Here is a 13318-nt window from a genome sequence, read left to right as displayed (position 1 = left end):
TTTGCTTTTAATGGCAATGAAGCTTGCATAAATTATTCACTGTCTTCTGTTTATAACAATTTATGCAGGTTTCATTCCTTTTTTATACGTCTACAAAACCATGGAAGATATATAATTTTGGCCCATGCTTGCAACTCTTACTTTATAGTCAGCTCACGAAAACCAGTCTGTTTTAAAACATAAGCGGTTAAGGCACTTTATCTTGTATAAATAAAAAGATTTGAAATTTGTTTTTAAACGAATAAAGATAAAAAAAATGCAACGTTTTCCGACTTTATGCGTCTTATATAAAAATCACGCTACATTAGACGCGATAAAAACAAACCAATAGATACATGAAGGATACCGCTTTGCACTTATCAAAACACAGTTGGTAAACCTCATGACCACTTAAAACAGTATTTAAATGAAAAGGTTATTCGGATCACTCGGATGGTTAGCAGTATTACTGCCTTTTATGTGCATGGGTATAGCACATGCAACCTTATTAAACAAGCTCGATGAAGAGCGCCGGGATGTTAGCGGTTTTAACAGCATACAGAACAGCGGGAGCTTCCACGTGTACATTAAAATGGGAAATACCGAATCGCTCAAATTAGAAGGCGATCCGGAAACCTTACAAAATGTAGAAACCGTAGTAGAACAGGGAGCACTTAAAATCCGCATGAAAAAAAACCTGAATTGGTTTTCGATCAATAAAGGACATGTATCGGTGTATATCACCGCTAAGCAGTTAACCGGCTTATCTCAGAGTGGATCAGGAAAAATCGAAGTGTCCGGTACAATTACTTCGCCGGCACTTGACGTGAAAGTAAGTGGATCCGGCAATATATCCTGTACGGCCAAGGTAGATAATTTTGTTGCTGCTATCAGTGGTTCGGGACAACTTGATATTCAGGGGTCGACTGAAAGTAACGACATCCGGATTAGTGGTTCGGGCAAATTTAACGGGGCAAAATTAACGGCTAATAGCACGAATGTTAACATTAGTGGATCAGGTGATGCCTATGTGTTTACCAATCAGGAATTAAACGCCAAAATCAGTGGCTCCGGTTCTGTCCATTATGCAGGAAATGTAAAAAGTGTGAATGCTTCCACCTCCGGATCAGGCAAAGTTAGAAGGCTATAAGGGATGAGGGGTAAGGTATAAGGGGTAAGGTATTGGGGGGTAAGGTAAATCCCCCCTGCTCATTGCTCTATTAAGTTATTTGGCAACTCAAGCCTGACTAGTTATAAGTTCTACGTTATAGGTTTTAAGTAAGGGCCCCTTCAACCGCCAGCGCTACTAGTAACCATCATTGGCACATCTCACATTGGCTGATCCTATATCTTACGTCTACGATCAACCATTTCCCTACTCAACTATTTCCCTACAACTACTTCACTAATTAAACTTCAACGCTTTTCCGAAATTATACCGAAGCTGGATCATTTGTTGGTTGCTGATCTCGCCTGGTGTAAAGTGCAAACTGAACATAAAGAAACCTTCCACATTTCCTTTTCTAAACGGTCGCCAGCCAAGATCCAATCGATCGTAGCTATCTTTCGTGTAAAACCGGTCTCCGAATAGGATATCGTGTGCCTGCCCTTTATAAAAGGTATTATGTATAAACCAGGATCGGTAGGCGGCATGCAGGTCAGCAATGAATCCTTTTGGCGTACGGGTGTCATACTCTCCCCTTATACGATCCAATGATCCTAAACCACCGGCCGCAATCGTCAGTGAATCCAGCACCCATTGATCGCTCAAGTCGGCCCCGATCTGCAAAAGAGCAACCATATTATCCCGCACGGGGAACTCGCCATTAGACGTATTGGCCGTATGCAGCATGCTTAAATAATGTGAAAAGAAAAACAGGCCAGTTTGCGCTCTTCCGGACAAGCCAACCATAAACTGTTCCCTTTTTTCAGCTGTTTGCCTACTGGTCCAATCAACCCATATCTGCTGATGGAAACTTCCCTTTCGATAACGGAAAAAGAGCCCTTCTATATTAGGCCGGTAATACATTAAGGTATCGTTCAATACGGCACGAGGATAGTCGCCCAATAGTTCGAAGCGCGGAAATGCACCAATATAAAAGGACAAGCCCCTGTTTTCGTAGTTATAGTAAAGGATTGGATTTACTTTTTCGCCAAAAGGTTCCGCACCAAACTCCTGTAAAAAGTTGACCCCAAAGCGGATACGATGCGTACTATCAAGCCGAAGCCCCACTTCGGGAGCAAAACGCATGCCCAATATCGACTGTGAATGGAGCTTCGCATTTAAATACTCTCGGTTATCAGCAAAGCCGAAAGCCTTCACCTGCCATTCAAACTCCTGTTGTCCTCTCGAAACAAAAAATGAAAGGCAATATAAAGTAACCAGTACTAATTTTTTCATATTCTATAATGACACCCTTGGCAAGTTTCTATAGTTTGCCCGGGTAAACAAGCTGCGCCAATAATTCAACGAAAGGTTCTTGATGATCATTTAATATAGACATTCTCAAAAAAAAGCGGTTGAATAAATTCCAACCGCTTTTTAAAAGATAAGCTTTTTATTAAATGCCCAATAATAAACGAGCAGGGTCTTCCAACAATTCCTTCACCCGAACCAAGAAACTAACAGATTCCCGTCCGTCAACGATGCGGTGGTCATAAGACAGGGCGACATACATCATTGGGCGAATCACGACCTCACCATTAATGGCTACCGGACGTTCCACGATGTTATGCATTCCTAGGATGGCTGATTGAGGGGCATTGATAATCGGTGTAGACATCATGGATCCGAACACACCACCGTTGGTGATGGTAAAGGTACCACCGGTCATTTCATCAATAGTCAATTTGTTATCCCGCGCTTTCAAGGCCAAATCGCGAACTGCTTTTTCGATTTCGTCTAGGGTCATGGACTCTGCATTACGGATTACCGGTACCACTAAACCTTTCGGTGCAGAAACCGCGATAGAGATGTCCGCGAAATTGCTATATACAATCTCGTTATCCTCGATCCGTGCATTTACTGCAGGCCACTCCGCCAAGGCCGTCGTTACGGCTTTCGTGAAGAATGACATAAAGCCGAGGCCCACACCATATTTATCTTTGAATTTATCCTTATACTTTGCACGCAGATCCATGATCGGCTTCATGTCCACTTCGTTGAAAGTAGTCAGCATAGCCGTTTCATTTTTAACAGAAACTAAACGCTTGGCTATCGTCTTACGGAGTGAAGACATTTTCTCCCTACGTTCATCTCTCGAACCGGCAGCAGCTTTAGGTGCTGTTGTCGATGGTTCAGCCTTAGGAGCCGACGCTGTCGCTGACAGTTTTGGCTCAACGGCCTTTTTCTCCGCTTTTAAGGCATCTTCTTTTGTAATACGTCCGTCCTTCCCGGTTCCTTTAATGGTACTTGGGTCAATTCCTTTTTCCTTTAAAATCTTAGCAGCAGCGGGTGAAGGTGTTCCGGCAGCATAGTTTTGTTCCTTTTCTTCTTCCTCTTCTTTTGCTGTAGCCGGAGCTGACGCGCTGCTTGGGGCAGCAGCTGCAGCGCCCTTACCAGACGGAATAATCTTACATACTACTGCACCTATAGCAAGGGTATCACCCTCTTGTGCAACAATCTGTAAAGTCCCTGCTACCTCAGCAGGCAGTTCGAAAGTTGCTTTATCAGATTCCAGTTCCGCCAAATCTTCATCCATCTCTACGTAATCACCGTCCTTTTTCAGCCATTGCGACAAGGTCACTTCGGTGATCGACTCGCCCACAGTCGGCACTTTAATTTCAACAGGAGCTCCGGTTGAACCATTATCTTGAGTGGCCGGTTTTGCCTCCGGTGTAGCCGTTGGTGTAGTATTATTTTGTGTTGTGCTTGCGCCTTTACCATCTGCCTCTTCAATGGTGCAGACAACCGCACCGATCTCCAAGGTATCCCCTTCTTTAGCAATAATACGGAGTATCCCAGCCTTTTCAGCCGGTAATTCAAAGGTGGCTTTATCGGATTCTAATTCAGCCAAATTTTCATCCATTTCTACATAGTCGCCATCTTTTTTCAGCCATTGAGATAAGGTAACTTCCGTTATCGACTCGCCTACGGCTGGAACTTTTATTTCTATTGCCATAATCTTTTATGTTAGTCTACTTTTGCTGCTTCTTTAGTTGTCTTTTTTACTTGTTTTTTTGCTTCTGTTCCTGCGCTGTCGTCGGCGAAGGCGCGACTGATCAACGACAGTTGTTGTGCATTGTGTTGTTTCGAATAACCGGTAGCCGTACTGCTGCTCTCTTTACGCGAGATTACGTCCAGCTCCACGCTTGTTTTGCGATATTTACGGCAAATGTGTGGCCAAGCGCCCATGTTTTCCGGTTCTTCTTGCACCCAGTAGAACTTGGTTGCATTCTTATATTTCTGGCGGATAGCGCGTATTTTATCAGTAGGTGTCGGATAAAGCTGCTCCACTCGTATGATAGCAACATCCTTCCGTTTATCATCTTGCTGTTTTTGCAGCAAATCGAAATAAACCTTCCCTGTGCAGAAAAGCACACGTTTTACATCGGCTGTTTTTACGTAACTATCATCGATAATCTCCTGAAATTGACCTTCAGTAAAATCTTTCAGCTTACTCACCACCTTCGGATGTCTCAACAGACTCTTTGGTGTAAATACGATTAATGGCTTTCTGAAATCACGATGCAGTTGACGTCTAAGTAAGTGGAAAAAGTTTGCGGGCGTTGTGCAATTGGCTACTTGAATGTTATTTTCAGCGCAAGCTTCCAAGAAACGTTCGATACGTCCTGAAGAGTGTTCAGGGCCTTGTCCTTCATAACCATGAGGCAATAACATCACCAATCCGTTAGAACGCTTCCATTTTGTTTCAGCACTTACTAAGTATTGGTCAACGATGATCTGCGCTCCATTGAAAAAGTCGCCAAATTGAGCTTCCCAAATAGTGAGGCATTGGGGGTTTGCCAAAGCATAACCATACTCAAAGCCTAGCACACCATATTCAGAAAGTAAGGAGTTATAAATATCGAACTTAACATCGCCCTTGTTAATCGCTTTTAAAGGTATATACTCCTCTTCCGAATCTTCCAGCGTAATCACTGCATGACGGTGCGAGAAAGTACCGCGTTCAACATCCTGTCCGGAAATACGAACTCGAGATCCCTCTGCTAATAACGTTCCATAGGCCATTAGCTCTCCCATCGCCCAGTCGTACGAATCTTCTTCAATCATATTATAACGTGCTTCGAACAACTTTGCAGTTTTGCTGAAGAATTTTTTATCCTTTGGAAGCAGCGTAATTAATTTGGCGATTTCGATGAATTTCTTTTTATCAACCGCTGTATTGGCCGGCTTAAAGATATCTTCATACTTAGCAGGCTTTAATCCTTTCCAAGCGCCGGAAAACATTGGGTTGGACTCGCTCAGGTTTTCTGCCTCTTTCGATTCATCCAAGCGTTGTTGTAATAAGGCTTTGAAATCTTTCTCCATCTCCTTCGCCAAGTTAGCATCCACGCTGCCTTGTTCCATTAGCTTTTTATTATAGATTTCGCGGGGATTTGGATGTGAAGCAATCGCCTTATATAATTTCGGTTGGGTAAATTTAGGCTCATCTGCCTCATTATGTCCATAACGGCGGTAACATAACACGTCGATATAAACATCCGTATGGTAACGCTGGCGATATTCCACCGCCATATTGATTGCAAATATTAAGGCTTCCACATCATCACCGTTTACATGGAAGACAGGGGAAAGGGTCACCTTTGCTAAATCTGTACAATAAGTAGATGAGCGTGCATCTTTAAAATTGGTGGTAAAGCCGATTTGGTTATTGATTACCAGGTGAATGGTTCCTCCGGTAGAGTATCCATCTAATTTTGACATTTGCGCCACTTCGTATACAATACCTTGACCTGCAATTGCAGCATCACCATGAATTAAAATAGGGGCAATTTTCAATTTATCCCCATCGTATTTCATATCGATTTTAGAACGCACCAAGCCTTCTACCACTGGATTGACAGTTTCCAAATGGGAAGGATTTGGACATAAACTTAAATGGACGTCCTTGCCGGTATTTGTTTTGATATCCGTTGAGAAACCCAGGTGATATTTTACATCTCCTCCGAAATCGGGTTCATCACCCTGTGCAGCATAGGTTTTTCCTTCAAACTCAGAGAAAATATCTTTGTAGGTTTTTCCCATGATATTGGCCAGTACATTGAGTCGACCGCGGTGCGCCATACCAATCACGAATTCCTGAATACCAAGATCAGCACCTTTCTCAATGATAGAATCCAGCGCTGGAATGACCGTTTCAGCTCCTTCCAGCGAAAACCGTTTCTGCCCCAAAAATTTGGTACCTAAAAAGTTTTCAAAAACTACGGCTTCATTCAGTTTCTGAAGAATTCTTTTTTTCTTCTCAATAGGAAAATTTGGCTGGTTGCGTGTACTTTCCATATACTCTGTCAACCACTTCACTTTTTCAGGATGCCGAATATAGGTGAATTCAGCGCCGATCGATTGACAATAAGTTTCTTCGATAAGCTGACGAATGTCGCGTAATTTAGCCGGACCTAAGCCAACTTCTACCCCGGCATTAAAAACGGTGTCCATATCCGCTTCCGATAAGCCGAAGGTTTCCAGCTCCTTTCCCGGATAATACGGTCTCCGTTCACGAACGGGGTTAGTTTTTGTAAACAAGTGTCCACGGTCACGGTAACCGTGAATCATATTTAATACCCTTATTTCTTTCAGAGAATGCTCAGAAACGTCGCCGCCTTCCACCGGTTGCCCATGGCCTCCCGCCTGCTCTCCGAATTCAAATCCTTCAAAAAATTTCTGCCATCCAAAATCGACCGAATCGGGGTCTTCCTTATACGCTTTGTAGAGCGATTCTACGTAACTTGAGTCTGCGTTACTAAGATATGAAAGTCTGTCCATTTACTTTATAATACGATGTGCTGACAAAGTTATAAAATATCTGACGGAATGCACATTAAATCAAATTTAATTATAACGTCAGCACAAAAATTTGCTTGATAGTTACCGCACGGTGACGCACATTTTTTCTCAACAAGTTAAGCATGGAAATGTTTAGCTCGAATAAGACAATTGGGGGGTCCCCCAGCGTTTGACATATTCGCCTTGGGCGTCTAGTAAATTTTGCAACTTCTTGATATCGCGAATACCATTATCCTTGGTACTGCTGCCAACACCGGCAATATGTGCCCAATTGCCATAATTGGAGGCAGGGTTGTAATCAACCAGTTTGTCTTCAAAATAGGCAGCACCTAGCAGGTGGCTGATATTTAAGTTGCTTACGAGGTAATGTGCTACCAGCATCCGGGCAGTATGGGATATAAAACCTATTGTATTCAGCTGGTGCATGGCGGCATCGACGAAGGGATCGCCCGTCTCTCCTCGCTTCCACCGGTCGAATAAAGCGTCCCCCACCAGTTCATAAGCGGGTATTTCATTAGAGAAACCTTGCTGTAAAAAGAACTTGTTACCATGCTTTTTAAACATGAAGCGAAAGTAATCGCGCCACAACAAGCCGGTAATAATAGCTGCTGCTTGTTTTTTCGGCAGGCTCTTATCCTCATATTTTTTCACCGCATGATACACGGTATGCACCGACAAACATCCCATTGCTATCCAGGGCGACAAGACGGTTCCTTCTTCAGAACCAAAAGAGCCTGTCAATGATGCCGTATCAGCACCTGCCAATAAAGTCTCCAGACGCCTCAATCCCTCAGTTTCTCCGCCTTTAAAAGGCGATTGATCTGCTATTCCGATTAGATCAGCCGAAAAGCCGAGCGATGCCAAGGAAGGAATCTCGCTCGCTTCCAAATTATCGGGAACCTCAATTTTCACCGGCGTTTCTACCGAAGGTCGGATAGTTGTTTCCCGTTCTATTTTCTTTCTGAAGGTTGCAAAAGCATCGGGAATATCTTTAATTGGAAAGGGTAAATCTTCTTTATGATATAACGTGTGTCCTATAAAATGGCGTAGATTAAGTCGCTTCTTCCACAACGCTTCCTCTACAAGTGTCGAGATATGCGTTTCTTCCTTGGCAACCTCGCGATGGTGATATACTTCCTTTACCTGATATCGCTCTGCCAAGGTTGGCAGTATTTCCTCAGGATAACCGGAAACGACTAATAAGTCGGCACCCAATGAACGCAGGGAAAGTCGGAGGTCCTGTACACTTTCCAAGATAAATTTTGCACGAATAACACCGGTTTTATGCATTCCATTTTTTAAAGGAGTAAATTGACGGGGGTCAAAAACATATACCGGCACCACCCTGTCTGCCTTAGCAAGCGCCTGCCATAATATTTCATTATCACGCACGCGTAAGTCATTTCTAAACCAAACAAGGATTGTATCTTTATTCATTCTTAATATAGGAAACTTTTAATCTCAAATATACTGGTTTTTAAATTCATAAAACAAAAATAGCGGGATTCTCCGCAAGCTTTTACACCGCGTTAACAAACCTTGTTTAAACATGGTGTTTTTTAATGCTTTCCTTATGAAATACTTATTTCATTTTAAACTAAACAGAAAGAACGATATAATTGTAGTTATAAACGTGACATAGGCCTTGCGAAATGAATATACTAATTACCGGACTGAACAATTATTTGGGGAAGCGATTGGCGTGGCATCTTGCCGATGAAGGGTACCAAACATCTTGCTTGGTGCGGAATGAGAAGCATTTCTTGGAAACGACGGAAGAGCATCCGAATGTATCCGTTATACGTGGAGACTTAGTACGCGAACGCTATACACCGACGATTGCGGAACAGATAGATGTGGCCATTTACCTCAGTCAGGATTCTGCCGAATGGAGCGAGCAATACAAAAACCTCGAGCTTCTCTCGTTGATCAACTTTATTAAGCAAGCGAGAAAAAGCAATAGCCAACAACTTGTTTATATTACGCGTTTGCGTACACCTTTTATAAAAGAAGTGCAACAGATTTTGACGGATAGTTATATTTCTTATACCATTGTTAGGATCAGCAATATTATCGGAAAAGAGTCTATCTTGATGGAAATGATGAAAAAGGTGTCGTCGCGCTTCATTATCTTTGCCAATCAGCGTTTGGTAAAAATGCGTGCCCAACCGATTGCTCTGCAGGATTTGTTAACTTATCTAAGCTTTATCGTGCTTAATCCTGCCGCCTTTAATCAAAGCTTCGACATTGGTGGGCCCGACGTTCTGAGTTATAAAGAGATGCTGAAGGCTTACATGAAGCAGATACATATCAATAGGCCGATTGTTTCAGTACCAAGCTTTAATAACCGTCTGTCCGCTTTTTTTATCAGTCTCACAACAGGTGTAAGCGTATCCACAGCGCGCGCCTTCGGCGAGAATATTACGCAAGATTTATTGTGCGAAAACAATCACATCCGTGATTTGTTTCCTCATGAATGCCTGACATTTGAACAAGCGCTCAAAGCGGCGCTTGCTTAAAGTTTAATACCGTACACATGAAGAGAATATTAATCACCGGGGCCTCGGGTATGGTCGGTGAGCACCTAACAGCAGCACTTACGAAAAAGGGGTACATCGTTCACGCCCTCGTACGCAAGCCACAACGGGATAGCGAACAGGTAAAATACTTTACCTGGAATGTGGAGGAGGGTATAATAGACAAGACTTGTATAGAAGAGGTGGATGCGATTGTTCATCTCGCCGGTGAAAATATTGGAAAAAGACCGTGGAGTAAAAATGTACGAACGAAGATCCTAAAAAGCCGCACCGATAGTATCGGACTTATTTATAAATTATTATCAACCGGTAATCACCAGGTAAAGCAGGTGGTATCGGCTTCCGGAACGGGCTATTACGGCAATAAACGGGACGAATTATTGAGTGAAGACCGTGTTCCTGCGGACGACTTCCTGGGTCAGACTTGTTTTGCCTGGGAGATGGCCGTAGCAAAAGGTCGGTCGCTCGGGCTTCGTACGGTTTCTTTGCGGTGTGGTGTGGTGTTCGCCAAAGAAGGCGGTGCCTTATCCAAAATAGCTGCACCTATTAAACTTGGACTTGGGGCTACTTTAGGAAGCGGAAAACAATATATTCCTTGGATCCATATCCAGGATGCCGTTAATATGTATATCTACGCTTTGGAGCACCCGGGATTACAGGGAGTCTACAACATGGTAGCTCCGGAACCTGTCACCAACAAACAATTAAATCAACAGATTGCAAAGATTTTAGGTAAACCGCTGTGGCTGCCGCCTGTCCCTGCTTTCGTCCTGAAATCCATTATGGGTAAAATGAGTGAGTTACTATTGGATAGTGCAAAAGTATCGCCCGACAAAATACTTAACGCTGGCTTTCGGTTTACCTATCCCACCATAGAAACTGCTTTAAAACATATTTTTGAAAGAGAAAAGAGGGATGAGTAGGAAAGAGCGCCCCTGTATATTCTGGTTCAGACGAGATCTACGCCTACAGGATAATCATGCGCTGTATGAGGCGTTGCGTAGCGGATACAAAGTCCAACCCGTATTCATTTTTGACACTGCGATATTGTCGAAGTTGGAAGATCGCGATGATGCCCGAGTTTCATTTATCCATCGTGAGCTGAGAGCCATAAACAAACAGCTGGAACAACAAGGCTCCGGCATCGCCTTTTACCATGATGAGCCAAATAAAGCTTGGGAAGAAATTGTAAAAGAATTCGACCCCATAGCGGTATATTTTAATCATGATTATGAACCTTATGCGCGAAAGCGAGATAAAGAAATAAGTGATTTTCTTAGGCAATACCATATTGCCGTTTATACCTTTAAAGATCAGGTCATTTTTGAAAAGGAAGAAGTCCTGAAGAGTAATGGCGAACCTTATACCGTATTTACCCCTTATAGAAATTGTTGGCTCGCTCAATTAGGTGAATCCCATCTTAAAAATTATCCAAGTGAGCGTCACTTAGCGGCACTCCGATCTCATTGGCAAACGATTCCCACACTAAAAGAGCTAGGATTTGTTGCTACCAAACAAACTTTTCCGAGTAAAAGCTATAAGACGGTTATAGACGATTATCACCATACACGCGATATCCCTGCGGACGAAAAAGGCACAAGCCATTTGAGTGTACACCTCCGTTTTGGGACGGTCAGTATTCGTTCACTGATAAAGGATGCACGACAAGCGAGCGAAAAAACATGGCTAAATGAGCTGATCTGGCGCGAGTTCTATATGATGATTTTATGGCACTTTCCTGAAACAGTTAACAAGGCCTTTAAATCTGCTTACGACCGAATTCATTGGCGTAATAATGAAAGCGAATTTGACGCGTGGTGCCAAGGGAAAACCGGTTATCCGCTGGTAGATGCCGGTATGCGGCAATTGAATGAGACGGGCTTTATGCATAATCGAGTACGGATGGTGGTGGCTAGTTTTTTGTGTAAACATTTGCTGATCGACTGGCGATGGGGAGAAGCCTATTTTGCGCGAAAATTACAAGATTATGAACAAAGCAGTAATGTAGGAAACTGGCAGTGGGCTGCCGGATCAGGCAACGATGCGGCTCCTTATTTTAGGGTATTTAATCCGGAGATACAATTAAAAAAATTTGACCCCAAGCTCGTTTATGCAAAACGCTGGATTCCCGAATTGGATGACCCCTTTCGCTATCCTAGCCCCATTATAGAACATAAAAAAGCCCGCGAGCGGGCTTTGGAGGTGTATAAAAGTGCTTTGAAGGATTAGTCATCGTTCTCTGTCTTCCTCACAGAAATTTCGAAGTCCAACGCCGAAAATGGTGCTATCGAAGACGATCCGGAATATCCGTACGCTTGCGTTGAAGGTGTAAGAAAACGGACCGTTCCTCCCTGATTTATTTTGGGAAGAACTTCCTTCCAAGCATTAACTGTATTAGATATTAAGACTGTCGCAGAGTCTGCACTTTGAAATTCGGTACCGTTCATTAAATGCAATTTATATGAGCAAGTAATTGTCGAATCAACCGTAATTGGATTACCGTCACCCTGCTCAGTAATTTGATAATATATTCCAGTCTCGGTTTTTGTAAAATCGGCAGTATCTAGTCCTGCAGCCTGCATTCTCTTTCGTATGGACAAGTCCTCATAAGCCGGCATACTCGCACTATCAATGACCCGAATCACATAATCCATCGAAGCATTGGAAGGTATCCCCAAATCGGTGTTTCCATTTCGACCGTAAGGCAATAAGCGTGACGGGATAAGCACCCGGATTTGACCATCCGTCTTCTTCAACATGCTTCGGATAGCCATTTTTAAGCCTTCTTCTCGTTCAATTTGCTGCTGATAGGCAGGGCTCGTGGAAATCGCGGTGCCCTGCGGAGCGGCCCCCAAGAAATAGCCCAAATAATCAAAATAACGACTGGCGGAAGCAAAGGTATCGGTTACGCTATAAACACCATCCAATGAGCGCACGGTATAGACCAATGCGTACCGACCGGTATAGTCGATATCATTCCCCTTTCCCTCTTCCAATATTTGATAATACATACCGGTATTGCCAAGCGGTTGAACCGTTAAGTTGTTAGCCCGTATATAGGAATCAATACTGACCGCATCAAGTTCTTCGATGCTTTGGTACTCCTGTTTCTTACAGGCTGCGAAAAGGCTCATGCCCAATAAACTTAATAAGGATATTCTTTTGATAGAAAGGTTCATTTATACTTTATCTCTTGTCTCTAAATTATGTGAAAATCAATTCTTACGCATTGTTTTGGGTTTGTCGGCATCGGTGATATCCAAGACCTCCAGTTCATAGTCAAGTGGCGAATTTTCCTTAACAATACCATAGGGACGGTCTTGATAGGCATATACGGAAGGTGTGATGATTCTGATTTTAGCGCCGATACGTAAACCACCTTCCAATAATCCGCCAACACTTTTTGGATAAAAGGCAATTTTCCAAGCCAAAATCCGCCCGGTATCGGTTTCGGAAGTTAGCAACGGTTTATAAGGAATGGAATCCAAGCTTGTGTTTTCTTCAAAGATCGTGCTATCCAACATACGTGCTGTATATTTTACCTGGATCAGTTTATTTTTCAGCTGCTCTTTGTTTGTTGTCGAATCGATCGTCAGGTAATCGACAGCCGTAGTCCCCGAATCGCTCAAGACATACCAAATACCGGTCTCCTGATGAAGCTTGGCCGAATCGGACAAGCCATGTGCCGTAATATAAGAAGCGATCATAGGCGCTTCTCGCTCCAACACCAGCTGTTGATCATAGACATAGACCTCCTCCTTATCGCATGAAACTGCCATAAGCCCCATTATAATAAAGAAAATGAGGGTGTAGAGTCTGCCCATAAAATTCAATA

General features: G+C 43.1%; 10 protein-coding genes. 4 read left to right on the top strand and 6 right to left on the bottom strand.

Annotated features, from left to right (window positions below; genetic code table 11):
- The first annotated feature begins 406 nt into the window (after nt 1–406).
- Nucleotides 407–1129, top strand: coding sequence for a head GIN domain-containing protein (locus ACH11B_RS08730; protein ID WP_130854418.1), 723 nt, complete (start codon nt 407–409; stop codon nt 1127–1129).
- Nucleotides 1130–1384: 255 nt separating this feature from the next.
- Here ACH11B_RS08730 and ACH11B_RS08725 read toward each other — a convergent pair whose 3' ends face one another.
- The 4 genes from ACH11B_RS08725 to ACH11B_RS08710 all read right to left on the bottom strand — a co-directional run bounded on the left by ACH11B_RS08725 (nt 1385) and on the right by ACH11B_RS08710 (nt 8383).
- Nucleotides 1385–2380 carry a hypothetical protein gene (locus ACH11B_RS08725; RefSeq protein ID WP_149105176.1) on the bottom strand — a complete coding sequence of 332 codons (996 nt, stop codon included), beginning with the start codon at nt 2378–2380 and terminating at the stop codon, nt 1385–1387.
- 160 nt (nt 2381–2540) lie between these two features.
- Entirely contained in the window at nt 2541–4100 is a 1560-nt protein-coding gene (gene odhB, locus ACH11B_RS08720) for a 2-oxoglutarate dehydrogenase complex dihydrolipoyllysine-residue succinyltransferase (RefSeq protein WP_377613262.1), read from the bottom strand.
- Between the two features lie 11 nt (nt 4101–4111).
- The gene (locus ACH11B_RS08715) at nt 4112–6925 is read right to left on the bottom strand and encodes a 2-oxoglutarate dehydrogenase E1 component (RefSeq protein ID WP_013664970.1); all 2814 of its coding nucleotides are present in this window, start codon (nt 6923–6925) and stop codon (nt 4112–4114) included.
- Between the two features lie 153 nt (nt 6926–7078).
- Nucleotides 7079–8383 carry a DASH family cryptochrome gene (locus tag ACH11B_RS08710; protein WP_130854421.1) on the bottom strand — a complete coding sequence of 435 codons (1305 nt, stop codon included), beginning with the start codon at nt 8381–8383 and terminating at the stop codon, nt 7079–7081.
- 215 nt (nt 8384–8598) lie between these two features.
- On the opposite strand from ACH11B_RS08710, the gene ACH11B_RS08705 reads away from it, so the two are divergent.
- The 3 genes from ACH11B_RS08705 to ACH11B_RS08695 are packed head-to-tail and all read left to right on the top strand — an operon-like array spanning nt 8599 to nt 11712.
- On the top strand, nt 8599–9465 hold the full coding sequence (locus ACH11B_RS08705) for a hypothetical protein (protein WP_130854422.1): 867 nt from the start codon (nt 8599–8601) through the stop codon (nt 9463–9465).
- Nucleotides 9466–9482: 17 nt separating this feature from the next.
- Entirely contained in the window at nt 9483–10406 is a 924-nt protein-coding gene (locus tag ACH11B_RS08700) for a TIGR01777 family oxidoreductase (protein ID WP_013664967.1), read from the top strand.
- Nucleotides 10399–11712: a deoxyribodipyrimidine photo-lyase gene (locus tag ACH11B_RS08695; RefSeq protein WP_289554454.1), complete on the top strand. Its 1314-nt coding sequence runs from the start codon at nt 10399–10401 to the stop codon at nt 11710–11712. Before ACH11B_RS08700 ends, ACH11B_RS08695 begins: the two co-directional genes overlap by 8 nt.
- Here ACH11B_RS08695 and ACH11B_RS08690 read toward each other — a convergent pair.
- Nucleotides 11709–12617 (bottom strand): FKBP-type peptidyl-prolyl cis-trans isomerase, encoded by a 909-nt coding sequence (locus ACH11B_RS08690; RefSeq protein ID WP_168204531.1) that lies wholly within the window; start codon nt 12615–12617, stop codon nt 11709–11711. The genes ACH11B_RS08695 and ACH11B_RS08690 overlap by 4 nt on opposite strands.
- Before the next feature lie 81 nt (nt 12618–12698).
- Complete coding sequence (locus ACH11B_RS08685; protein WP_377613261.1) at nt 12699–13262, bottom strand: FKBP-type peptidyl-prolyl cis-trans isomerase; 564 nt, start codon at nt 13260–13262, stop codon at nt 12699–12701.
- Nucleotides 13263–13318: the final 56 nt, after the last annotated feature.

The sequence above is a fragment of the Olivibacter sp. EAT-5 genome, assembly GCF_044784325.1.
In the GTDB taxonomy this organism is placed as follows: Bacteria; Bacteroidota; Bacteroidia; order Sphingobacteriales; family Sphingobacteriaceae; genus Olivibacter; species Olivibacter oleidegradans.
Note: the sequence above shows the minus strand (reverse complement) of the source record. Positions and strands in the feature narration are given on the sequence as shown.